19 protein-coding genes are annotated in these 22,651 nt (G+C 60.7%); 12 read left to right on the forward strand and 7 right to left on the reverse strand.

Going from position 1 to position 22,651, the window contains the following annotated elements:
- The first annotated feature begins 386 nt into the window (after window positions 1–386).
- The 6 genes from V4R08_RS14205 (at window position 387) to V4R08_RS14230 (ending at window position 5,270) form a co-directional block, all read left to right on the forward strand.
- The gene (locus V4R08_RS14205; protein ID WP_335580298.1) at window positions 387–815 is read left to right on the forward strand and encodes an RrF2 family transcriptional regulator; all 429 of its coding nucleotides are present in this window, start codon (window positions 387–389) and stop codon (window positions 813–815) included.
- A 341-nt stretch (window positions 816–1,156) separates the two neighbouring features.
- A complete protein-coding gene (locus tag V4R08_RS14210; RefSeq protein ID WP_335579945.1) occupies window positions 1,157–1,807 on the forward strand; it encodes a tetratricopeptide repeat protein in 651 nt (216 codons plus the stop codon).
- A 314-nt stretch (window positions 1,808–2,121) separates the two neighbouring features.
- A complete protein-coding gene (locus V4R08_RS14215; protein ID WP_335579946.1) occupies window positions 2,122–3,198 on the forward strand; it encodes a multicopper oxidase domain-containing protein in 1,077 nt (358 codons plus the stop codon).
- 22 nt (window positions 3,199–3,220) lie between these two features.
- Window positions 3,221–3,898: a c-type cytochrome gene (locus V4R08_RS14220; RefSeq protein ID WP_335579947.1), complete on the forward strand. Its 678-nt coding sequence runs from the start codon at window positions 3,221–3,223 to the stop codon at window positions 3,896–3,898.
- The gene (locus V4R08_RS14225; RefSeq protein WP_335579948.1) at window positions 3,898–4,254 is read left to right on the forward strand and encodes a c-type cytochrome; all 357 of its coding nucleotides are present in this window, start codon (window positions 3,898–3,900) and stop codon (window positions 4,252–4,254) included. Before V4R08_RS14220 ends, V4R08_RS14225 begins: the two co-directional genes overlap by 1 nt.
- Window positions 4,255–4,319: 65 nt before the next feature.
- On the forward strand, window positions 4,320–5,270 hold the full coding sequence (locus V4R08_RS14230; protein WP_335579949.1) for a multicopper oxidase domain-containing protein: 951 nt from the start codon (window positions 4,320–4,322) through the stop codon (window positions 5,268–5,270).
- A 223-nt stretch (window positions 5,271–5,493) separates the two neighbouring features.
- Here V4R08_RS14230 and V4R08_RS14235 read toward each other — a convergent pair whose 3' ends face one another.
- Window positions 5,494–6,405 carry a LysR family transcriptional regulator gene (locus tag V4R08_RS14235; protein ID WP_335579950.1) on the reverse strand — a complete coding sequence of 304 codons (912 nt, stop codon included), beginning with the start codon at window positions 6,403–6,405 and terminating at the stop codon, window positions 5,494–5,496.
- 150 nt (window positions 6,406–6,555) lie between these two features.
- Here V4R08_RS14235 and V4R08_RS14240 point away from each other — a divergent pair, with 150 nt between their 5' ends.
- From V4R08_RS14240 to V4R08_RS14260, 5 genes are all read left to right on the forward strand, one after another.
- Window positions 6,556–7,713, forward strand: coding sequence for an HlyD family secretion protein (locus V4R08_RS14240; protein ID WP_335579951.1), 1,158 nt, complete (start codon window positions 6,556–6,558; stop codon window positions 7,711–7,713).
- A 124-nt stretch (window positions 7,714–7,837) separates the two neighbouring features.
- Window positions 7,838–9,496 carry an MDR family MFS transporter gene (locus tag V4R08_RS14245; RefSeq protein WP_335579952.1) on the forward strand — a complete coding sequence of 553 codons (1,659 nt, stop codon included), beginning with the start codon at window positions 7,838–7,840 and terminating at the stop codon, window positions 9,494–9,496.
- Window positions 9,493–9,951 (forward strand): carboxymuconolactone decarboxylase family protein, encoded by a 459-nt coding sequence (locus V4R08_RS14250; protein ID WP_335579953.1) that lies wholly within the window; start codon window positions 9,493–9,495, stop codon window positions 9,949–9,951. Before V4R08_RS14245 ends, V4R08_RS14250 begins: the two co-directional genes overlap by 4 nt.
- 323 nt (window positions 9,952–10,274) lie before the next feature.
- The gene (locus V4R08_RS14255) at window positions 10,275–12,065 is read left to right on the forward strand and encodes a putative bifunctional diguanylate cyclase/phosphodiesterase (RefSeq protein WP_335579954.1); all 1,791 of its coding nucleotides are present in this window, start codon (window positions 10,275–10,277) and stop codon (window positions 12,063–12,065) included.
- Between the two features lie 282 nt (window positions 12,066–12,347).
- Window positions 12,348–14,141: a glycoside hydrolase family 15 protein gene (locus tag V4R08_RS14260; protein WP_335579956.1), complete on the forward strand. Its 1,794-nt coding sequence runs from the start codon at window positions 12,348–12,350 to the stop codon at window positions 14,139–14,141.
- A gap of 54 nt (window positions 14,142–14,195) precedes the next feature.
- Here V4R08_RS14260 and V4R08_RS14265 read toward each other — a convergent pair whose 3' ends face one another.
- The 6 genes from V4R08_RS14265 to V4R08_RS14290 form a co-directional block, all read right to left on the reverse strand.
- On the reverse strand, window positions 14,196–15,002 hold the full coding sequence (locus V4R08_RS14265; RefSeq protein ID WP_335579957.1) for an HAD family hydrolase: 807 nt from the start codon (window positions 15,000–15,002) through the stop codon (window positions 14,196–14,198).
- Complete coding sequence (locus V4R08_RS14270) at window positions 14,999–15,535, reverse strand: gluconokinase (protein ID WP_335579958.1); 537 nt, start codon at window positions 15,533–15,535, stop codon at window positions 14,999–15,001. Before V4R08_RS14270 ends, V4R08_RS14265 begins: the two co-directional genes overlap by 4 nt.
- On the reverse strand, window positions 15,532–16,272 hold the full coding sequence (pgl, locus tag V4R08_RS14275; protein WP_335579959.1) for a 6-phosphogluconolactonase: 741 nt from the start codon (window positions 16,270–16,272) through the stop codon (window positions 15,532–15,534). The genes V4R08_RS14270 and pgl overlap by 4 nt, the downstream gene beginning before the upstream one ends.
- Complete coding sequence (zwf, locus tag V4R08_RS14280; protein WP_335579960.1) at window positions 16,269–17,783, reverse strand: glucose-6-phosphate dehydrogenase; 1,515 nt, start codon at window positions 17,781–17,783, stop codon at window positions 16,269–16,271. Before zwf ends, pgl begins: the two co-directional genes overlap by 4 nt.
- Complete coding sequence (gene gnd, locus V4R08_RS14285) at window positions 17,783–18,796, reverse strand: phosphogluconate dehydrogenase (NAD(+)-dependent, decarboxylating) (protein ID WP_335579961.1); 1,014 nt, start codon at window positions 18,794–18,796, stop codon at window positions 17,783–17,785. Before gnd ends, zwf begins: the two co-directional genes overlap by 1 nt.
- A gap of 282 nt (window positions 18,797–19,078) precedes the next feature.
- Entirely contained in the window at window positions 19,079–21,931 is a 2,853-nt protein-coding gene (locus tag V4R08_RS14290; protein WP_335579962.1) for a bifunctional transaldolase/phosoglucose isomerase, read from the reverse strand.
- A 425-nt stretch (window positions 21,932–22,356) separates the two neighbouring features.
- Here V4R08_RS14290 and V4R08_RS14295 point away from each other — a divergent pair, with 425 nt between their 5' ends.
- Entirely contained in the window at window positions 22,357–22,614 is a 258-nt protein-coding gene (locus V4R08_RS14295; protein ID WP_335579963.1) for a DUF6894 family protein, read from the forward strand.
- The last annotated feature ends 37 nt before the right edge of the window (window positions 22,615–22,651 follow it).

Here is a 22,651-nt window from a genome sequence, read left to right on the forward strand (position 1 = left end):
GGCCTTTATCGAGGCGATCCAGTCGTCGGTGCCAGGCAACGAAGTATCGATAGCCTTCCCCGTGGGGAGCCGGTTCCGTCAATCACAACATCATGAACATCACAGGAGACCGACTCGGCTTATCCTCGAACAGGATCACGCCCGCTGTCCAGATCCGCCTGCGTGGAACTGGTATGCGTTGCCAAGGACGGTTTCGCAATGATGACGACGTCAAGACGGTTCATCACAGCACGCGCTCTGCCGGATAGCGGTCCGGACCCGGATGCATGGCTCGACCGCACGGATACTTGCTAAAGACACCAGACAAGCACATCTTTCCTAACGAGTTCATCCTTCCTCGATCTGCTCACATTCTGGCCACGCGATTTGCCGGCGGCGGAACTCCAATGCGATTGACAAGTTTTTTCGACTACACGCTTCGCTTGCTGATGTATGCGGCCACTCACAGTGATCGGTTGATCACGATCGAAGAGGCAGCGGGCGTCTACGGCATCTCGCGTACCCATCTCATGAAAGTCGCAAATCAACTCACGCGCGCGGGCTATCTCAAAGCCGTGCGTGGCAGGTCGGGAGGGCTTGCGCTTGCCAAGCGGCCGAACCGGATCAAGCTCGGTGATGTTTTGTACGCGACCGAGCCGGATTTCGCGCTTGTGGAATGCTTTTCAGCGAACAACAACTGTCCGATCTCGTCGAGCTGTCGCCTGCGAGCACCATTGAGGGAAGCGCTGGCCGCGTTCACAGCGACGCTTGATCGTTATACCCTCGCCGATCTTATCCTCAGTCCGAAAGACTTCGGGATCCCGCCGGCCGCATGATGAGCGCGCGATCCGGCGTTGCCGTAGCATATCGACAAACAATAACGGCATGACGGCTCGGTCGAGGCAGCGGCACTGAGCGATGTTTCCAGGTTTGAAGCCATGCTGAACGCCGTGCGGATCGCCGTGATCGTTATCGCGGTCTGATGCGGCTGCGCAAGGACGCTTTCGGTTGAAGCGTGAGAAGCGCCTTGCGTCCAAGTTGCCGGCCCCGACACTCCTGCACATGAATTTTGCTTTTCACCTATTTTGGGTCTGTACAAAACATACATTTAAAGTACATGTTTGATCCGCGTTGCACGAGAACTCGGAAAATTTGATTTATCAGCGGCGTCGGGGGCATGACGGAAGCACTTATCAATCAAAAGCAGCCTTCAAGGGGCTGGTTAAGGCTGTACATCGTTTCCTCCGCCGCCGGAGTTGCGGTCGGTATAGCCGTTGCGGTTTGGTTCACGCATGTGTCGCCGCTCACCACGCACCATGTCACCGTTCCGCTGAATAGCGCGGCCACTAAGGCGCCGGTGCCGCTCGAAGGCTTGTTCGATTTGCCGAAGTTGGTAGCTGCGCAGGATGCAAGCCGCCCCTGGGCGATCGTGGGGGGAGCGTTGCTGCAGGTGGGCCTTGCTCGTTTCAGTATTCCGATGCTTGAGCGGGCGATCGAGAGTAACCCGGACAATAGCGTGCTTCATGTCGCATTGGGGGAAGCGCTCACGCTGGCGGATAGCGGTCTGATTTCGGATCGCGCCAGGACGGAATTCGAATTTGCGCTCCGGGCCGACCCCAACGATCTGGTCGCGCGATTCTATATGGGGAAATGGCTGCTGCAGAACGGCAAGCCAAAGCCGGCATTGGTCAAATTGGTGGGCTTGATGCGGACGGTGGGAAGCGACCAGACCTGGAATGACCGGCTATGGACGGTGATGCCGATAGCGGCGCAGGAGGTCGGCATGAACCAACTTGCGCTGCAAGCTCTCTGTGTCGCGGGGATGTAGTCGTGGTGCATGGTGATGAGGGTTCATCGCTCAATTCCGGCGCAAATTGTTCGAGAAAACCCAGGCGCAATTGATGTCGTGATGGATTTTTTTATCGTCAGCAATTTTGGTGTAAAAGATGTATTCTAGATATTGCTTTATAGCTCCAAAGATGGCACGAAGCGATTGTTATCAGCTTGCGGGTAGGGGCTTCCGCTTCATGATCATCAAGACCGTTCAGCACTTTCGGCGCCAGCACAATTGGACGCCTGACGGATAAGCAGGTCGCGTGCTTCGAATCGCGATAGCGGCTTATCATAAAACATCAATCTGAAATGCATGTTATTCCCATGATCCTGCAACGCTGTGCGCTGCGCGCACCTCTCTTCGCCTCCATCTTCGCCGCAAGTGCCGCATTATGCGTCGCCAGTCCGCCCACGGCATCCGCGGAGACCCGTCACTTCTCGATGACTATCGACGATACGATTCTCAAGCTGGTCGACAAGCGGACCTTCCACACCTTCTCCTTTAACGGTCAGACACCTGGTCCGCTGATCCATGTGAAGGAGGGCGATGACGTCGAGGTCGAGGTCGAAAACGACACGACGCTGCCGCACACGATTCATTGGCACGGCATGTTTCAACGCGGCACCTGGAAAAACGACGGCGTCCCCGACGTCACGCAGCCGGCGATCCCGCCCGGCGAGACCTTCACCTATCGCTTCAAGGCCGAGCCGTCCGGTACCATGTGGTACCACTGTCACGTCAACGTCAACGAGCATGTCGCGATGCGCGGCATGTGGGGTCCGTTGATCGTCGATCCGAAAGATCCGCCGCCGATCGAAAAGGAAGTTACAAAAGATTACATCCTGATGTTCTCCAGTTGGGCTTCTGCCTGGGCCAAGAAACCCGGCTACGGCGGTATTCCCGGTGACGTGCCGGATTTCTTCACCATCAACGGCAAGGCTTTTCCCGACACCCAGCCATTGCGGATCAAGAAGGGCGATGTCGTCCGCATCCGCCTGATCGGCGCCGGTGACGAAATGCATTCCATCCACATCCACGGTCATGACTTCGAGGTCTATGCCAAGGATGGTCGGCCGCTCGCCAATCCTTACCTCGCCGACACAATCCTGTTCGGGCCGGGTGAGCGCTACGACCTGATTCTGCGCGCCGACAATCCCGGCATCTGGATGGTGCATGATCACATCGACAAGCACACGGTGAATGGCACTTCGCCGATGGGCGGCATGATGACCACCATCGAATACGAGGAAATCCCGGTGAAGGACCAGGCTTTCTATAAATGGAAAAACAAAAAGTTCGTACCTGATTTTTACTACGAGGAGTCGATGAAAAAACCGCTCGGCATGTACGAAAGCCCTGCCCTTAAAGGCGTTCCCGCGCCCTAATGCCATCGAAAGGAGAGTCGATATGAAAGGGCTTTTAGTCGCCGTCGCGGGCTTGACCGCGGCATTCCTGAGCTGCGCAAGCGCTGCCGACAAACTGGATCCGAATTGTGGCGGTTGCCACGCGCTGGTCAAGCCGACCGACACGTCGCTGGATCGGCTGCTGACCCGCAAGGGTCCCGATCTCTGGTATGCGGGCAGCAAGTTCAACAAGGATTGGCTGGTTTCCTGGTTGCAGGATCCCAAACCCATACGTCCCGCCGGCTATCCGTATTTCAAGCACATCAAGAAGGGCGACAAGCATGATGAGGTTGACCCCTCCACGATGCCGCCGCACCCGAAGCTGAAGAAAGCGGATGCCGAAGCGGCCGCGGCGGCGTTGATGGCTTTGAAAGCGCCCGCCGATCTCGTTCCGGCAGGCGCCTTCAAGGGCGATATGAAGGGTGCGCGCATGGGTTCGCTCGCGTTCGTCAAGTTTCGCGGCTGTGTCGCGTGCCATCAAGGCGATAAAGGCGAAGGCGGCCTTTCCGGACCGAGATTGACCGATGCAGGAGTGCGGCTGCAGCCGGATTTCATCGCTGCCTACACGGCCGATCCGCAGCGTTTCGATCCGCATATCTGGATGCCGACATCGAACTTGAAGGATAAGGACATCCAGCGACTGACCGCGTTTCTGGTGCAACTGGGTCAAGGAGGCAAGTGATGAAAGCGCAAATGGTGGCGGCTATGGCCGGCCTGGTCGTGTTGCTCGCGTCATCGACAAGCCATGCCGACCAGTCGATCGAGCAGGTTTACGGTGTCTATTGCGTGCAGTGTCACGGCCTCAAGCGCAACGGCACCGGCATCAACGTGCCCGCGCTTTCGGTGAAGCCGCGCGATCACACCGATGCCAAGAGTATGGGCGACACCTCCGATGACGAACTGGTCAAAGCCATCACAGAAGGGGGACTCGCCGTCAACAAGTCGGTGTTGATGCCGACCTGGGGTCACGTCCTGTCGAAAGACCAGATCAACGGTCTGGCCAAGTATCTGAGGCAGGTCTGCAAATGCGGGAAATGAATTCAACAAGAACGTCATACCAAATCATGAAGCGGAGAGCGATTGTGAAGGGGAGATCGATTTCAATGACGACTGCAGGCTTGAAGAAGAGCGCCATAACGGGGGGCATCGCGACCGCTCTCATTCTGGCCGGCGCCGCGATCACCGCGGCCCAGGCCAAGACCGTCAAGGTCGAACTGACGGCCAAAGAGGTCACTGTGCCGGTCGATAACGAGGGCCACACAATGGCGGCCTGGACCTTCAACGGCCAGGTTCCCGGCCCGCTGATCCGGGCGACCGAGGGCGACACCATCGAATTCACCTTGAAGAACGATGCCGCCAACAAGAAATCGCATTCGATCGACATGCATTCCGCGCGTGCCGATGTTCTAACGGAGTTTGCGCCGATCAAGCCCGGCGAGACCAAGACCTTCTCGTACGTTCCCGAGCACGCCGGCGTGTTCTTCTATCACTGCGGTTCCGATCCGATGATCCAGCACATTGCCCGCGGTATGATCGGGGCTGTGATCATTGATCCGAAGGATCCCAAAGCGATGCCCAAGGCCGATCGCGAATATGTCCTGATCGAACATCAGATCTTCGAGAATCCCGAAGACGTCGATAGCATGATGGCGAACAAGTGGAAGCGCGATGCTTTCAACGCCGTTCCGTTCCAGTATGACCCCGTGCATGACGAACACGCCACGCAGACTCTTGAGGCCAAGCCTGGTGAGCGCGTGCGCATCTATATGGTCAATGCCGGTCCCAACGAGTTTTCCGGATTCCATCCGATCGCTGGCATCTGGGACAGGGTCTATCCTTCGGGCAACCCGAAGAACGTGATGGTGGGGATGCAGAATTACACCCTGGCGCCGGGCGACGCCGCGACGTTCGATCTCATCTCGCCGAAGGAAGGCGCCTATGCGTTGGTGAACCATTCCATGCGCGCAGCACTTTCCGGTGCGATCGCGATCATTATGTTTAGCGACAAAGCCGATCCCTCGATGGGGCATGGGGACAAGATTCTGGTGCGCTGACGCCAGGCTTGACGTGGAGCGTCGCCGGCGCTCCACGTGAAAATCTAGAGCCTTTTCGCTTCTGATGGAATCAGAAGCGGGGTTCTATGATTTTGATTTGACGTGTTTTCTTGACACGAGCCGGTATCCACTTCGCTCGAAAACGCTCTAAAATGAAGTGGTCAAGATCGCCTCGCTGATGTCGTGGCCCTGCAGGCAGGGCAGCCTGCATTGCGGGCGGCAGTCAAGCGTTGGGATTCATCAGCCGCTGATGATCGGTGCTGTGCTGCGCCAGCAGGTCGATGAACATTCGCACTTTCGCGGACAGGTGATGGCGGTGCGGATAGACCACGTTCATGGCGAATTCGACCGGCGTGTAGTCCGGCAGCAGCGGCACCAGGCGCCCCGAGGCGAGATCGTCCGTGACCAGGAATCCCGCCGCCAGAAATACACCGACGCCACGCAAGGCTGCGGCGCGAAGCGTTTCGCCGCTGTTCGTGATCAGGTTTCCGGTGACCCGGACCGAGACCGTCTTGCCGGCGGTGTCGGTGAAGCGCCAGTCGTTTTCGTAAGGGTAGAGCGCGTGGCGGAGGCAGTTGTGCCCGGCGAGATCGGAAAGTTGCAGCAACGGTCCGTGTTGCTCCAGATAGTCCGGCGAGCAGCAGAGCACGTGCCGCCAGGTCGCGAGGCTGCGTACGATCAGGCTGGAGTCCGGCGGCGGAGTCAGGCGGATTGAAAGATCGAAGCCTTCGGCGATGACGTCAACGGCGTGTTCGGCGATCGTCAGATTGGCCGTCACATCCGGATACGATTTCAGATAATCCGCAAGGATGGGCGCGACGAACTGCACGATATGAGTGGCGCAATGGATGCGGAGTGTGCCCCGCGGCTTCGTCTGCAAAGCGCCTGCGATATCGTCGGCCTGTTCGATGTCGGCGAGAATCTGCACGCAGCGCTCGTAATAGGTTTTCCCAACCTCGGTCAGGCTGACCTTGCGCGTGGTGCGGTTGAAGAGCCGGACGTCTAGACGGTCTTCGAGCGCCTGAATGTGGTTGCTGACCATGGTCGTCGACATGTTCAGTCGCCGTCCGGCGGCAGAAAAACCTCCGGTTTCCACCACCTGTACGAATGCGGTCAGTCCGGTCAGCCGGTCCACCTGAACCTCCGATTATCCCGCTTTGGTGGACAATCATTTCCTTTCTTGGCGGATTATCCAAGGCGCATCTGAGGTGCATCTTCCGGGGCATCGCGATGGCGAGGGTTCGGTGATCGAACGGCCATCGCTTAAGGCTCAGGAGATTGACCGATGACCGCCACCTCGTATGTTGCTGATTTACCGGTAAAAACCACGTTCCGGCCATCCCGGCAGGCGATCAAGCGGGCCGCCCTGGCCGTTGTCGCCGCCGTTGGGGTCACCGGTGCTGTTCATTTCGGGTACGATTACTGGACCGTCGGGCGCTATCTCGAATCCACCGATGACGCCTATGTCAAAGCCGACTCGACGATCATCGCGCCGAAAGTGTCGGGCTATATCGCCGGGGTGCTGGTCAGCGACAATCAGCCGGTGAAGGCCGGGCAGGTTCTCGCCCGGATCGACGACCGCGATTTCAGGACCGCGCTGGACCAGGCCCATGCCGACGTCGTAGCCGCGGAGGCGGCGGTTGAGAACCTCGATGCCCAGATCGCGCTTCAGCAGCCGGTGATCGCGCAGCAAATGGCCGATGTCGCCGCAGCGGAAGCGGGTTTGAAATTCGCGAGCGAAGAGCAGGCACGTTATGACGGCCTGATGAAAACCGGCTCGGGCACCGTTCAGCGGGCCCAGCAGACCGATGCAGCGTTTCGTGAAAAGACCGCTCAACTGCAACATGGTCGATCCGCGCTGCTGGCGGCGCAGAAGAAAGTTGATGTGCTCACGACCGAACGCAGCAAGGCCGTGGCGCAGGTTGATCGCGCCCATGCGGTCGAGCGGCAGATGGCGCTCAACCTGTCCTATACGACCGTCACCGCGCCGGTCGACGGCACGGTCGGCGCGCGCACCCTGCGGGTCGGACAATACGTGACGGCGGGCACGCAGTTGATGGCGGTGGTGCCGCTCGATGCGGTCTATGTCGTGGCCAATTTCAAGGAGACGCAACTGACGAATGTCCGTGAGGGGCAGCCGGTCAACGTGCGCATCGACAGCTTCCATGGCGTCCGCCTGAAGGGGCATGTCGACAGCCTGTCGCCGGCCAGCGGCCTCGAATTCGCACTGCTGCCGCCCGACAACGCGACCGGCAACTTCACCAAGATCGTGCAGCGCGTGCCGGTGAAGATCGTGCTCGACGACCATCACCTCGCCGGGCTGCTGCGTCCGGGCATGTCGGCGGAACCGACGGTGAATACGAAGGAGGCAGCCGTCGCGGCGCGCGATCTGAACCGTGCAGCCAAACGCCTTGCCGCGAATCCGGAGCAGCCGGGATCCTGAGCCCCCGGATGCTCCCGTCCAGCGGGGCTTTATCCAGCCTCGCTGGACAATCCTTTCGCATTTCCCCGGATTATCGATCTTCCCGTTCCAATGCATTCTGCTCCCGTCAGCAGGAGAGAGCGCTATGACCGCAGTTACCGCGAACACCCTGAACTCTTCCAATGTGATCCCGCAACCTGCGCCAGTCTCGGGCAAGGCTGCTCCCGCCACCTCCGCCAAGACCTGGATCGCAGTGTTCGGCGCGACGCTCGGCGCCTTCATGGCGGTGCTGAACATCCAGATCGTCAACGCCTCGCTGGCCGACATTCAGGGCGCGATCGGCGCCGGCATCGACGACGGAGGCTGGATCTCGACCTCCTACCTGATAGCGGAGATCGTCGTCATTCCGCTCAGCGGCTGGCTGGCGCAGGTCTTTTCGGTTCGGGTCTACCTGCTGACCAATGCCGTCCTGTTCCTGATGCTGTCCATGGCATGCGCCTTCGCGCAAACCCTGCCGCAAATGATCGTGCTGCGCGCGATCCAGGGGTTCACCGGCGGCGTGCTGATCCCGATGGCCTTCACGCTGATCATCACGCTGCTGCCGAAGGCGAAGCAGCCGATCGGGCTGGCGCTGTTCGCGCTGTCGGCGACCTTTGCGCCGGCGATCGGCCCGACGATCGGCGGCTATCTGACCGAGAACTGGGGCTGGCAGTTCATTTTCTACGTCAACCTCGTTCCCGGCCTGTTGATGCTTGGCATGCTCTGGTTCGCGCTGGACCGCAAGCCGATGCAATTGTCGTTGCTGCGTCAGGGCGATTGGGCCGGCATCGTCACCATGGCAATCGGCCTTGGCGCGCTGCAAACGGTGCTCGAGGAAGGCAACAAGGACGACTGGTTCGGTTCGCCTTTTATCGTCCGGCTGTCGGTGATTGCCGCGATCTCGTTGTCACTGTTCCTGTGGATCGAACTGACGGGCGACAGGCCGCTCTTGAACCTTCGCCTGCTGTTCCGTCGCAACTTCGGCTTCGGCATTCTCGCCAATTTCCTTCTGGGCGTTGCGCTCTACGGATCGGTCTTCATCCTGCCGGTTTATCTGTCCCGCGTTCAGGGTTACAATGCCGAGCAGATCGGAATGGTGCTGGCCTGGACCGGCCTGCCGCAATTGCTGCTGATCCCTCTGGTGCCGCGATTGATGAAGCGCTTCGATCCCCGTCTCCTGATCGGGGTTGGCTTTGCACTGTTCGCAGCGAGCAACTTCATGAACATCGACATGACGGCGGACTATGCCTCCGATCAACTGCTGTGGCCCAACGTGGTCCGCGCCGTCGGGCAGGCGCTGATCCTGACGCCGCTGTCGGTGGTCGCCACCGCAGGCATCGAGGCGGAAAACGCCGGCTCGGCTTCCGGTCTGTTCAACATGATGCGCAATCTGGGCGGCGCCGTCGGCATCGCGATCCTGCAAACGTTCTTGACCAAGCGCGAGCAGTTTCACTCCAGCGTGTTGATGCAGTCGGTCTCGACTTTGGAACAGGCGACGCGGACCCGGATTGAGCAGTTGACCAACTACCTCATGAACCACGGTGTCATCGACCCAGCGGCCGCTTCGCATCAGGCCGTGGTCGCCATCGGTCACATCGTGCAGAAGCAGGCTTTTGTGATGGCGTTCAGCGATACCTTCTTTCTGCTCGGCGCGGCGCTGATCGTCGCGCTTGCCGCATCGCTTTTGCTGAGGAAGCCCGCCCATCGCGATGCGGGCGGCGCGCACGAGAGTCGCATTGTTTCAACCAGAGGAGAACGATTATGAAGGCCAGATTGAATCCGTATCAAGCCGCGCCTCAGACCATGAAGGCGCTTCAGGCGCTCGAGACGCAGCTTCAGGCGAGCGGGCTGGAGAAGCCGCTGATCGAACTGGTCAAGACCCGGGCGTCACAGATCAACGGTTGTGCATTTTGCATAGACATGCACGCCCAGGACGCACGCAAGCAGGGCGAGACCGAACAACGGCTCTACCTGCTCAACGCCTGGCGCGAGTCGCCGCTCTACACGGATCGGGAGCGCGCGGCGCTGGCCTGGACCGAGGCTGTGACGCTGGTGTCGGAAACCCATGTGCCCGATGACGTTTACGACGACGTTCGCCGTCACTTCTCCGAAGCCGAAACGGTCAATCTGACCATGCTGGTTGCGGCGATCAACGCGTGGAATCGCATTGCCATCAGTTTCCGGTCCATTCATCCGGTCAAGGCCGCTCACGCCGCCTGATATGTTGAGGAGCGCGGCGCCGAGCGCCCCGGCGGCGGAAAGGCGGACGGTAGACATATCCGGCGTCGCGGTGCCCAGTGTGGAAAGTACGGCCGAATTTGTGCGTCCGATTTAACCAAACCTACAACGTGCTGGACTATCGTTTTTCCTTTGGAAGGCAGCGGGCGTCGCCGTACATGACCGCGACCCGCCGTTTGCTGTCCGCAAGAGCCTGAAAGTCCGGAAATTTCCCCCTTTCAGAACGTGGTGAAGGTTGGAAATTCATGTCCGGTGCCCCTGAGCGAAGCGAAATTTCTGTTGTCGCGAGCGGGGGTGGGCCGATCATGCCGGATGGTTCGCAAACCGATCGAAAAGGCGACCGTTTCGACGACAGCGTTTCCTCGCGGCTGAATTTCCTGAGCGAAGTTGTCAGGTTGCTTCCGGCAGGGGTGACGGTTCAGGACGAGCAGGGAAATTTCGTTCTCGTGAATGCCGCTGCCGCGGCGCAGTTCAATGTGCCGGCATGTGACATCGTCGGAACGGCGTCGGGCGCGCCGTTTCGCTCAAGAGCATTGAACGATCGCAGGCATGTCGCTCGCGGGGTGCTGCAATCGGGCAAGACCAGGATATCCGAAGAACTCATTCGGACGGATCATGCGACAAAAGTTTATCTCACTACGCATGAGCCAGTCCTGATTTCGAACAGAAAACTTGTGCTGTCGAACTCGGTCGATATCAGCCAGCAAAAGACTATCGAGGAGGAGCTTTTTCGTTGTGCATATTATGACGAGCTGACCGGCTTGCCGACCCGGCGGGTCATCGAGCAGCACGCCAACCGTCTTATCCGTGAAGGAAGATATCCGCTCAGATTTGCTGTGGCATTTCTCGATATCGACAATTTCAAGCACATCAACGACTACTACGGCCATACATCCGGCGACGAGCTTCTCATTGAGGTTGCCAGGCGCCTCGGTCTCGGCCTGCGTCCCACCGATATGCTGTCCCGGATCAGCGGCGACGAGTTCCTGCTTCTGCTCAACCCGGTCGAGAGCGACGCCGAGGTTGCCGAATACATCGAATTCCTGCTGCAACGGCTGAAGGCGCCGTTTTTTATCGACGGATCGGAGCTGTTCGCATCCGCATCGATCGGGGTGAGCATCTACCCGGATCACGGCGGCAGTTACGAGTTGCTGCGCCAGAACGCCGACACCGCGATGTATCGCATCAAGAATGAAAGCAAGGGGGCGGCCGCCATTTTCGATTCCGGAATGCAGCGCGAGGCGCTGGCCCGGATGGAAATCGAACAGTCGCTGCGGCTCGCGATTCTCGACAAACGTTTCTGCTGCGCGTTCCAGCCCAAGGTCGACATCAGAACCCAGCAGATCAAAGGTATCGAGGCGCTGGTTCGGCTGCGCAATGACGACGGTGTCATTCAGGCGCCTGGTACGTTCATCGATATCGCGGTCGAACTCGGGCTGATCGACGAACTGACGCATCTGGTGCTGGCCGAGATCATGAGGTCCATCGATCTCATCGATGATACTTTCGGCACCGGCGTCAGCATCAGCATGAACGTTGCCGCCAAGCAGGCCGGCAATGTGGCATTCATGACATCCTTTGCACGGGCGCTTGAGAAGACCGGATGTCCGACGCGGTTCATCGTCGAGGTCACGGAAGACGCGTTCGTGGCGAAAACCCGCTTCCAGGCGGAAATCCTTCCGATCCTGCGAAGGCTCGGCGTCGGAATCTCGATCGACGATTTCGGAATCGGGTATTCGTCGCTGTCGGCTCTTGCCGATATCACGGCCGATGAAATCAAGATCGACCGGTCGTTCATCGTTGATATCCACAAGCGTCCTCGTAGCCAGGGCATCCTGAAGGCGATCGAATCTCTCAGCGAGGCCCTGGGAATGACGATGATCGCGGAGGGCGTCGAGACGTTCGAGGAACTGGCTTATTTGCAGGCCGCGACCCGAATCAAATACGCGCAGGGCTTCTATTTCTCCGAACCCGTCTTCCTCGAAGAACTTGAGCCGGGCCGCCGGGCGGTCAGCGACAACCGCATGAGTTCGGTCAGCCGGCCCGTGCAGGAAAGCCGTCCGGTATATTCCCGCGCCAACGGCTACAGCCGCTAGAGCATTTTCCGGCTAGCTAGAGCGTTTTCGAGCGAAGTGGATACCGGTTCGCGTGAAGAAAACGCGTCAAATCAAAATCATAGAGCCTCGCTTCTGATTCCATCAGAAGCGGACAGGCTCTAGGCGCGGATCGCGATGCGCCGGCTCCGTCGGCATCGCCGACGGCCTGTTGCCATTCTCACAAAATTGTTTCCGCACATAAAATTCAATGAGCGGGGTGGCCAACAGCCGGACGATGAATAATAGTGGTCATTCTTCCAGCCTGTCCTGCCGAGTTCGCCATTGCCCAGCAATATCGAAGACTACGGAATCATCGGTGACGGCGAGACCGTCGCGCTCGTCGACCGCACGGGCTCGCTCGACTGGCTCTGCTGGCCGAATTTCGATTCCGATGCCTGCTTTGCAGCCCTTCTGGGCGATGAGAGCAATGGTCATTGGCGGATTGCTCCTGCGGGCGAGATCGAGCGCTCGACTCGCGGCTATCGCGGCGACGGCCTCATCCTCGAGACCCGGTTCGAAACCGCCGACGGCGCCGTGACCCTGATCGATTTCATGCCGCCACGCGGCACGGCGTCCGACGTCGTCCGGCTTGTTCGGTGCGACCGCGGCCGTGTGAAAATGCACATGGATATGGCGATCCGGTTTGGTTTCGGGAAGGACGTCCCGTGGGTCCGTCGCACGGAGGACAGGGCGCTGCTCGCCGTTTGCGGGCCGGACATGCTGGTGCTGCGCACGCCCGTCGAGACCTGCGGCAAGGATATGACGACGGTGGCCGACTTCGAGGTGAGCGCCGGGCAGACGATTCCGTTCGTCATGACCTACGGCGCGTCGCACCTTGGTATTCCGAGGCCGATCGACGCCGCCGCCGCCCTAAAGGAGACCGAGGCATTCTGGCAGGAGTGGTGCGGAAAGTGCGAATATCACGGGCCGTATCGTGATCTCGCGATGCGCTCGCTGGTCGTCCTGAAGGCGATGATCTACGCGCCCTCGGGCGGCATCGTCGCCGCGCCGACGACCTCGCTTCCGGAAAAACTCGGCGGCGCGCGCAACTGGGACTACCGGTTCTGCTGGCTGCGCGACGCGACGTTCACGCTGCTGGCGCTGATGAACGGCGGTTATTACGACGAGGCCTCGGACTGGCACAGCTGGCTGCTGCGCTCCGTCGCGGGCTCGCCCGCAGACATGCAGATCATGTACGGCATTCTCGGGCAGCGTCGGCTGACGGAATGGGAGGCCGACTGGCTGCCCGGTTACGAAGGCGCGCGTCCGGTCAGGATCGGCAACGCGGCGCATGCCCAGTTGCAGCTCGATGTCTACGGCGAGTTGATGGACGCGTTTCACCAGTCGAGGAAGGCGAACCTCAAGCTGGGCGAGGCGACCTGGGCGCTGGAATGCACGCTGCTCGAGCATCTCGCCGGGATATGGAATGAACCGGATGCCGGCATCTGGGAGATCAGGGGGCCGGGCAGGCATTACGTGTCGTCGAAGGTGCTGGTCTGGGTGGCGTTCGACCGCGGCGTCAAAAGCGTGGAGCATTTCGGCTTCGATGCGCCGGTCGAGCGCTGGCGCGAACTGCGCGACACCATCCATCGCGACGTCTGCGAGAAGGGCTTCGATCGCGAGCAAAACACTTTCGTCGAATCCTACGGCTCAAAGGTGCTCGACGCCAGCACGCTTCTTATTCCGTCGGTCGGCTTTCTGCCGGCGTCCGACCCGCGTGTGGCCGGAACGCTGGCGGCGGTCGAGAAACATCTGATGCCGGACGGCTTCGTGCTCCGGCACGATCCGCGTGCGGTATCGGACGAACAGCCGCCGATCGAAGGAGCCTTTCTGGCGTGTACGCTCTGGCTCGCCGATGCCTATGTGCTGAGCGGCGATATCGAGCGCGCCAAGGCGCTGCTTCAGCGGGTTGCCGCGGTGGCCAACGATCTCGGTTTACTGTCGGAGGAATACGATACGGTTGCCCGCCGCCTGACCGGTAATTTTCCGCAGGCGCTGACGCACATTGCGCTCCTCAACACGATCCACAATCTCAACGCGGTGCGAAAACCCGCGATGCAGCGGTCGAAGGCATAGAGCCTTTCCGCTTTTCTTGACGCTAACCGGTTCGCTCGAAAACGCTATAGCAGCTCACCTGATCGCGATAATCCGCTCGACCGCCTTTGCGAAGCCGTCGTTTTCATTGGTATCGGTGACATAGGTCGCTTGCGCCTTCACGTCGTCGTCGGCGTTGCCCATGGCAAAAGACAGGCCGCTTTTGCCGAACATGGCCAGATCGTTTTGCATGTCCCCGATGGTCGCGATGTTGCGCGGCGCAATATCGAGGCGCTTCGCCATCGCTTCCACGAAAGTCCCCTTGTCCTGTCCGGCGGGGGTGATGTCGAGATAGTAGCTTTGCGAGTGGATAGCCGACGCCTGGCCGGCGAGCGCCGCCTGCAATGCGATTTCGCAACGCGCCAGCTTCTCGGGATCGGCGCTGACACCGACGATCTTGCAGGCATCGTTTGTGAATTCGTCAAGACCAGAAACGATAACGGGGGGCGTCCGGATCGTAGCCTGCTCGTGCGGGACGTAGCGCCCGTCGTCGCGCGTGATCAGCCAGCGGTCCGCCGTGAACAGCCAGATGTCGACATCAGATGCCTTCATCAGCGCATCGATCGCAATTCGCGCTGCGGGCGCGGAAATGACGGTCTTTTGAAGCACGTTGAAGGCGGGGTCGACGATCAGGCTGCCGTTGAAGGCGCCGAGCGGCAGCTGCAGACCGAGCGGTTCGATCAGCATCCGCATTCCGAAGGCGGGACGGCTGCTGGTGATCGTGAAGCCGATATCCCTGTCGGCAAGGTCTTTCACGGCCTTGATCGCGGCCTCCGTGAGGCGCTTGTCAGGCGTCACCAGGCTGCCGTCGACATCGGAAATCACCAGGGAAATGCGGCTCATGAGACTGTTCGAACCGGCCTGAGCATGGTCACGATGCGATCGGCGATGGCGTCCACCGTCGCGTCGATGTCGACGACGATAGGGTGCTCATCCTCCGCCGGCTCCTCCAGCGTTTCGAACTGGCTTTCGAGCAACTCCGGCGGCATGAAATGAGCGTACCTGGCCCGAAGGCGGTCTGCGATCAGATTCTTGTCGCCGCGCAAGTAGACGATGCGGGTGTCGCGGCGACCGTGCACGAGAATGTCCCGATAGGCGCGCTTGAGCGCGGAGCATGCCATGATGATGCTCGTGCCACTTGCGCGCCTGCGCCCGATCTCGGCGGCAACGGCGCGCAGCCACGGCCACCGGTCGCCGTCGGTCAGCGCAATGCCGGCGCTCATTTTCTCGATGTTGCTCGCGGGGTGAAACCGATCGGCATCCTCTACCATCCATTCCAGCCGTCGTCCCAACGCGTTTGCGATGGTGGTTTTGCCCGACCCGGAGACGCCCATGACGATCAGCGCGCAAAAGGCGGAGTCCTGGCTCGCGCTCATGCCGTTTGCCCCGTGGCCGCCGCATCAGTCAGCCAGGTCGTGACGCCGTTGGAACGGGCACGCGTGCCGGGCAGGTCGGCGCCCGCCATGACCTTCGAAAGGATATCGCGCTTGGCTTCGCCGCTGACGAGGAACAGCATCTCGCGTGAGCAAGCCAGCGCCGGAAGCGTCAAGGTGACACGGGGAACGAAGGGCTCGACGTGCGCACGATCTACACCGACGACCCAGCGCTCGGTTTCGGCCAGCGCCGCGTCTCCGGGAAACAACGAGACGGTGTGACCGTCCGGTCCGAGCCCCATCAGGACAAGATCGAAAAGTGGCCGACCTGCATTCAGATCGCGCGTGCCGTAAAAGGCTTGAAGTTCGCGCTCGTAAAGCCGGGCCGCCGTGTCCGGATCGCGCGCGTCGGTCGGAATCGGATGGATATTGTCCGGCGGGGCGCAGCGGTTGAGGAAAATCTCCCTGGCCATCGCCATGTTGTTGCGTGGATCGTCTGCGCTCACGAACCGCTCGTCCCCGATGAACCAGTGGATGCGATCCCAGGCAATGCGCGAACGATAGTCCGGACTTCCCAGCAGCGCGTAGAGCGCTTTCGGGCTGGAGCCGCCGGTCAGGCATATCGCCGGCCGCATTTGATTCTCGGCGACCCGGGCGATCAGATGCTCTGCGGCCTCAGATGCAACCGCCTGCGCATCCGGCAGCACCTGAAACCTGTGGTCAGCCTCGGAAGGTGTCATGTCAGCTTGCGCCACTGGTGGCCATCCCGCGCCAGCAACTCGTTGGCCTCAGTAGGGCCTTCGCTGCCTACCTGATAGCCGACCAGCCCGTCGGCGCCGGCTTTTTTCCAGGCGTCGAGGAACGGCTGCACGGCCTGCCAGCCGGCCTCCACACCGTCGGCACGCTGAAACAGGATGTTGTCGCCGATCATGCAATCGTAGATCAGCGTTTCGTAACCTGTGCTCGGTGCGGCCTTGAAATAATCCTTGTAGCGGAATTTCATCTCAACACCGTCGATCGAAATGGTAGGGCCTGGCACCTTGGTGTTGAATTGCAAGGTGATGCCTTCGGTCGGTTCGATGCTGATGATAAGATAGTTTTGCGAGAGCTGGTCTACCGGCGTGGAGCGAAACATCGCGAACGGCGCCTGCTTGAACTTGATCGCCACCTCGGTGCGCTTGATGCCGAGCGCCTTGCCGGTCCGCAGGTAAAAGGGGACGCCGGCCCATCGCCAGTTATCGATCGTCAACTTGAGCGCCGCATAGGTTTCGGTGGTGCTGTCTGGCTTCACGTCGGGGGTCTTGCGGTAATCCCCGATCGTCTGGTCGCCGGCTTGCCCGGCGCAATATTGCCCGCGCACGGAGTTGCTGAGCGCTTCTTCGGGAGTCTGGGTCTGGATCGCGGCAAGCACCTCCGCCTTTTCCGAGCGTACCGCGCGGGCATCAAACCGTGTTGGCGGCTCCATCGTCACCAGCGACAGCAACTGGAACAGATGATTTGGCACCATGTCTCGCAACGCTCCGGTCGCGTCGTAGAAACTGCCGCGATGGCCCACCGCGAGCTTTTCGTCGACGGTGATCTGGATATGGTCGATGTGGTTGCGATTCCAGATCGGCTCGAACATGCCGTTGGCGAAGCGAAGGACGAGGATGTTCTGGACGGTTTCCTTGCCGAGATAATGATCGATCCGATAGATCTGATGCTCATCGGCGATCTTGAGCAGCTTGCCATTGAGCGATCGGGCCGACGCAAGATCGGTGCCGAACGGCTTTTCGACCACCAGCCTGCGCCAGGCGCCGTTGGCCTCGCGCAGCAGGCCGACCCGGCCGAGTTGTTCGGTGATCGGAGCAAAGGCTGTCGGCGGTACGGCAAGATAGAACAGGCGATTGCCGCACGTCCCCTTGTCTGTCTCGAGCCTCTCAAAAGCCTTGCTCAAGGTATCGAACGAGGCCGGATCGGCCGGATCGGCTTCGAGACATGTCAGGCAGCCAAGCACCTTTTGGGCAACTTCCTTTTTGACCGGCCGCGTGGCGTGCTTGTTCAATCCCTCCATCAGGCTTTGCCGGAGGTCGTCTTCCGACATCTGCTTGCGGACGATGCCGACGATGCAGAATTGCTCCGGCAGCAGGCCGGATTCGGCAAGATTGTAGAGTGCGGGAATGACGAGGCGATGGGTGAGATCGCCGGTGACGCCAAAGATGACGAAGCAGCAGGGCTCCGGTTTGTGTGGCTTGTTGCTTGCGTCCGCCATCAGCTCGCGGTCCTCCCCCTTGCGGAAGAATCGGCTTCTCCCGGCTCCTTATGACCACCGAACCCCTCGCGCATCGCGGACAGGATTTTTTCCGCGAACGTGTGCTGCCGGCGCGAGCGGAATCGCGCAAACAGCGCCGCCGTTAGGACTTCAGCCGGGACGGCTTCGTCAATCGCGGCATTGATGGTCCAGCGGCCCTCGCCGGAATCCGCGACGAATCCCGAATAGGCTTCGAGCGTCTCGCTGCGGGCCAGCGCCGAGGCCGCGAGATCGAGCAGCCAAGAGGGGATGACGCTGCCGCGGCGCCAGACCTCGGCGATATCGGCGAGATCGAGCTTGAAACGATGATCTTCCGGCAACGCATCGATGTTCGCGTTCTTGAGAATGTCGAAACCTTCAGCATAGGCCTGCATCAGGCCGTACTCGATTCCGTTATGCACCATCTTGACGAAATGGCCGGCGCCGACCGGCCCGGCGTGGAGATAGCCCTGTTCGACGCGCGGATCGCGACCGTCCCGGCTCGGCGTTCTCGGAATGTCGCCGCGGCCGGGCGCCATCGCCGCGAAAATCGGGTCGAGCCGATCGACGACGGCCTTGTCGCCGCCGATCATCATGCAGTAGCCGCGCTCAAAGCCCCAGACTCCGCCGCTGGTCCCGACATCGACGTAATGGATGCCTTTCTCGCGCAGCGCCCCGGCCCGCCGGATATCGTCCTGCCAGAAGGTGTTGCCGCCATCGATGACGACGTCATCGCGGTCAAGCAGCCTGGCGATGGTATCGATGGTGGATTCCGTGATCGCGCCGGCGGGCAGCATGACCCAGACGGTGCGGGGTTTTTCGAGCTTGCTGACGAAGTCTTCGAGATCGCTCGCGCCCGCTGCTCCCTCTCCGGCAACCGCGGCCACGGCCTTATTGTCCTTGTCGTAGACGACGGCCTGATGGCCTCCATTTTTCATCAGCCGACGAACGATGTTGGCCCCCATTCGCCCCAGGCCGATCATACCTATCTGCATTCGTCCGATCCTCCATCCGAGCGCCGGCAATCTGTATGGACAGTCCACGTGCTGTCTAACGGCTCAATGATGCTTGCGTTTCAGGGTGTAGCGCAACATCGCCTCGGAATATGTTCAGGGAGACATTGACGCCGTTGAATACGACGATCGTCGGATGAGCCGACGACGGGGGACAAGGTACAAGACTTACGCGCCAGGGGAACATTTGTTCCGCTGCGGTTTATCGCATTTACGTGAGCGCGCCGGGCTTGCCGCCGTCGCGAGCGCGCCGAAGGATACGGATCAACCCAGAGCCCCGGTGATCGCGTCGCCGAGCCGCGACAGGCCGGATCGGAGATCGCCCTTGAGATGCACGCGAAGCGCCCGTCGTCCGCGCCTGGTGAGCACGTCGAAATCGCCGCGCGCCTGCGCCGCCTTGATGACACCGAAGCTGGTTTTCCGGCCGGGGATTCTCAGATCCCTTGTGTCATCAGCGGTGATCTGAAGAAAGACGCCGCTATCGGGTCCGCCCTTGTAGGCTTGTCCGGTCGAATGCTGGAAGCGCGGACCGAACTCGGCGCAGGTGGCGACTTTTTCCCGGTCGCGGATAGCGAGGCGCATCCGCTGCAGATCATTGATGTGGTTGTGGTCGCGTGCGATGTACGCCAGCAACGCGACATAGTCGCCGGGCTCTGTGCGCGCGAAGTGCGCCTTGAGCCACGATGACAGGTCGCCGTCTGCGCCCTTTTCACGCAACGCGCGTGCATTTGCATCGTCGGTGTAGAGATCGAAACCGGCGGTGGAAATCGCTGGCTCCTCATCCGGAAGCCTGCCGGTTTTCTCGAACGTGGCCGTCAGCTCGCGGGTCTTGATCTTGGCGGCTTCGACGTCTGGCTGATCGAACGGATTGATGCCGAGGATCGCGCCGGCGACCGCCACCGCCATCTCGAACCGGAAAAACTCCTGGCCGATCTGATCGATCGAATTCATCACGATCCGGACCACTGGATGTCCGGCCTTCTCGAGCGCGCGCAGTTTTTCGTCATGAGCGGCATCGTCTTCGCTCGCGGTGCGGATATCGACGAAGAAACGATCGTTGCCGTAAAGGCTTGCATCGCCGAGCGACTCGCCATCGATCGGGATCAGGCCCTTGCCTTCCTTGCCGGTGGATTCCGCGATCAGCTGCTCCGCCCATGCGCCGAAATCGGCGATTTTTCGCGACGACAGGATCGTGACCTTGTCGCGGCCTTCGCGCCCGGCGAGACCCATGGCAAGACCGAGCTGGACGCCGGGGTTGTCATGCGGCGGCACCTCGGCTCCGCAGGATCGCACCATGGCGAGGGCGTTCCTGAGCAATCCCGTTATATCGATTCCCGCCGTCGCCGCCGGGACCAGGCCGAACGGCGACAGCACCGAGTAGCGGCCGCCGATCGCGGGGTCGCCATGGAAGATGCGCGCGTAGCCGAGTTCTGTCGCGGCCTTGTCGAGCGAGGAGCCGGGATCGGTGACCGCGATGAAGCGGTGGCCGGCCTTGTCGGCGCCGATGGCCCTGGCGACGCGCGCATGAAAATAGTCTTTCAGCGCATTCGGCTCGGTGGTGCCGCCGGACTTGCTGGACACGATGAAGACTGTCCTTGCGACGTCGATCGCGGCTTCAAGCGCGCGGATCTGGGCGGGATCGGTAGAATCCAGCACATGCAGTTTCGGAAAACCCGCCGTCTTCGCAAAGGTCGTCGCCAGCACCTCCGGACCGAGGCTCGATCCGCCCATGCCGAGAACGACCGCATCGGTGAATGTCTGTTTCCTCACTCGCCGCGCGTAGTCCTCATAGTCGGCTGCCCGATCGAATTCCGCGGCTGGGCTTGCGAGCCAGCCCAGCCATTTGTTTTCGTCTGCGCCGGTCCACACGGATTTATCGTGCTGCCACAGTTTGCGGATCGTGCCGGCGGCCCTCCAGTCTTCCGCCTGTGCGGCGACGGATTTCGCCATGGCGGGGTCGAGCGATAATGTCTGCTGACCGATGGCGGAACCGAGAATTTTCGCACGTTTGCGGGCGACGGCGCCGAGCAGCTTGTCGGCCGCATCGTCGAACAATTGCACGCCTTCCTTCACGAGATCCCGGGTGATCGCATCGAGCGAAATTCCCGCTTCCGCGAGCCCGGCGAGCGCTTGCCGTGCTTCATCCGGGTTTTCCTCGAGGCTGTCGCGCAGCCTGCCGTGATCTCGGAAGGCCTCAAGGGTTGCCGGGGGCACGGTATTGACCGTATCCGTGCCGATCAGTTCCTCCACATAGAGAACGTCGCTGTAGTCCTTGTTCTTGGTCCCGGTCGAGGCCCACAGCAGCCGCTGCGGCCTGGCGCCGTGCGCCTCCAGCTTCTTCCAGTCGTCGGTGGAAAACAGCCGCTTGTAATCCTGATAGGCGAGCCTGGCATTGGCGATCGCGATTCTGCCCTTGAGCGCGGCAAGACGGGCTTTTTCCGCGGGATCGTTGGCCTGCGCGATCTTTTCGTCGAGTTGCTTGTCGACGGCGGTGTCGATGCGGCTGACGAAGAAGCTGGCGACGCTCGCGACGTGCGAGGGATCGCCGCCATGTCGCACATACTCCTGAAGCCCGGACAAAAAGGCCTCGGCAACCTCGACGTAAACCTTCTGGGAGAACAGCAGCGTGATGTTGACGCTGATACCCTCGGAAATCAGGTGGCGGATCGCGGGCAGGCCCTCCGGCGTCGCCGGTACCTTGATCATCAGGTTCTTGCGGTCGACGGATTTCCAGAGCCTTTTGGCCTCAGCGATCGTCGCCCTGGTGTCGTTGGCAAGATAGGGCGAGACCTCGAGGCTCACGAAGCCGTCTGCGCCATGGAGCCGATCGTAGACCGGCCGCAGCACGTCGGCGGCGTGCTGGATGTCCTCGACCGCGAGTTGCTCGTAGAGAGCGGCGACCGATCGATCGCCTTTATCGAGAATGCGAGCTATGGCGCTGTCATATTCGTCAGAACTCCCGATGGCCTTCTCGAAAATCGACGGATTGGAAGTGACCCCGCGCACCCCGTCATTGTCGACGAGGTGTTTCAAATCGCCCCTGGCGATGAAGCCGCGCGCAAGGAAATCGAGCCAGACCGCCTGGCCGTGGTTCTGGAGTTCTCTGACAGGATTCATGATGTTCTTCTATTTCTGACGCCGCGCCGCGCGGAGGAATTTTCCGGCCCGCCAGCGGGTTTGTCAATTTGGCCGGGAAAAAATGGCCTCATCAAGGGGCTTGCCACTCAAATAACGCTTTTGGCAGGATATTGATCCCGCCCGGAGAGGCGGAGAGTGCTGGACCGGCTCGCCTTGTCATGGCAAATCGAGTTCGTCGAATTCGCGGCGTCGGCCCGCTTCGGGCATCCATCCTGCCGCATAGGCTTCTTTATGCCGAGGCTTCTTATCAGGAGTTCAGGAACGAGGCGGTCGCGACTTCGCGACAAGATACGACAAGATCAGGCCCATGGGGACCTGGGTCTTGTCGTCCGATCCTGGTCTCCGATAAAGAAGTCGTGAAGCAGCCGCTAACAGGTTTCACGCTCGGTCGTTAAGGTTCGTTCATGCCACGATATTTTTTCAACACCCGCATCGGCAGCGACCTGATCCTCGATCCGGAGGGTGAGGAGTTGCGCGATCCCGACCATGCCTGGCGCGCCGCGCGGACGACGATCCGGGAAATCCTCCAGACGGACGGCGAACAGCGCGCCATTCTCAACGCCGTGCTGGAAGTCACCGACGCTGCCGGTGAAATCGTCCTCGAATTTCCGTTCACCGAAGCCATCCTTGATTCGGTCGATCGGTCCTCGACGCGGCACTGATCGGCCCGAAATGGTCGATCCCGTCGTCGTCTCATCG

It is taken from the genome of Nitrobacter sp. NHB1, from assembly GCF_036964665.1.
Taxonomy (GTDB): domain Bacteria; phylum Pseudomonadota; class Alphaproteobacteria; order Rhizobiales; family Xanthobacteraceae; genus Nitrobacter.

Excerpts from the sequence above, each read along its gene's own strand:
- V4R08_RS14205 (WP_335580298.1), top strand. The coding sequence starts at position 387 with ATGCGATTGACAAGTTTTTTCGACTACACGCTTCGCTTGCTGATGTAT.
- V4R08_RS14210 (WP_335579945.1), top strand. The coding sequence starts at position 1,157 with ATGACGGAAGCACTTATCAATCAAAAGCAGCCTTCAAGGGGCTGGTTA.
- V4R08_RS14215 (WP_335579946.1), top strand. The coding sequence starts at position 2,122 with ATGCATGTTATTCCCATGATCCTGCAACGCTGTGCGCTGCGCGCACCT.
- V4R08_RS14220 (WP_335579947.1), top strand. The coding sequence starts at position 3,221 with ATGAAAGGGCTTTTAGTCGCCGTCGCGGGCTTGACCGCGGCATTCCTG.
- V4R08_RS14225 (WP_335579948.1), top strand. The coding sequence starts at position 3,898 with ATGAAAGCGCAAATGGTGGCGGCTATGGCCGGCCTGGTCGTGTTGCTC.
- V4R08_RS14230 (WP_335579949.1), top strand. The coding sequence starts at position 4,320 with ATGACGACTGCAGGCTTGAAGAAGAGCGCCATAACGGGGGGCATCGCG.
- V4R08_RS14240 (WP_335579951.1), top strand. The coding sequence starts at position 6,556 with ATGACCGCCACCTCGTATGTTGCTGATTTACCGGTAAAAACCACGTTC.
- V4R08_RS14245 (WP_335579952.1), top strand. The coding sequence starts at position 7,838 with ATGACCGCAGTTACCGCGAACACCCTGAACTCTTCCAATGTGATCCCG.
- V4R08_RS14250 (WP_335579953.1), top strand. The coding sequence starts at position 9,493 with ATGAAGGCCAGATTGAATCCGTATCAAGCCGCGCCTCAGACCATGAAG.
- V4R08_RS14255 (WP_335579954.1), top strand. The coding sequence starts at position 10,275 with ATGCCGGATGGTTCGCAAACCGATCGAAAAGGCGACCGTTTCGACGAC.
- V4R08_RS14265 (WP_335579957.1), bottom strand. The coding sequence starts at position 15,002 with ATGAGCCGCATTTCCCTGGTGATTTCCGATGTCGACGGCAGCCTGGTG.
- V4R08_RS14270 (WP_335579958.1), bottom strand. The coding sequence starts at position 15,535 with ATGAGCGCGAGCCAGGACTCCGCCTTTTGCGCGCTGATCGTCATGGGC.
- pgl (WP_335579959.1), bottom strand. The coding sequence starts at position 16,272 with ATGACACCTTCCGAGGCTGACCACAGGTTTCAGGTGCTGCCGGATGCG.
- zwf (WP_335579960.1), bottom strand. The coding sequence starts at position 17,783 with ATGGCGGACGCAAGCAACAAGCCACACAAACCGGAGCCCTGCTGCTTC.
- gnd (WP_335579961.1), bottom strand. The coding sequence starts at position 18,796 with ATGCAGATAGGTATGATCGGCCTGGGGCGAATGGGGGCCAACATCGTT.
- V4R08_RS14290 (WP_335579962.1), bottom strand. The coding sequence starts at position 21,931 with ATGAATCCTGTCAGAGAACTCCAGAACCACGGCCAGGCGGTCTGGCTC.
- V4R08_RS14295 (WP_335579963.1), top strand. The coding sequence starts at position 22,357 with ATGCCACGATATTTTTTCAACACCCGCATCGGCAGCGACCTGATCCTC.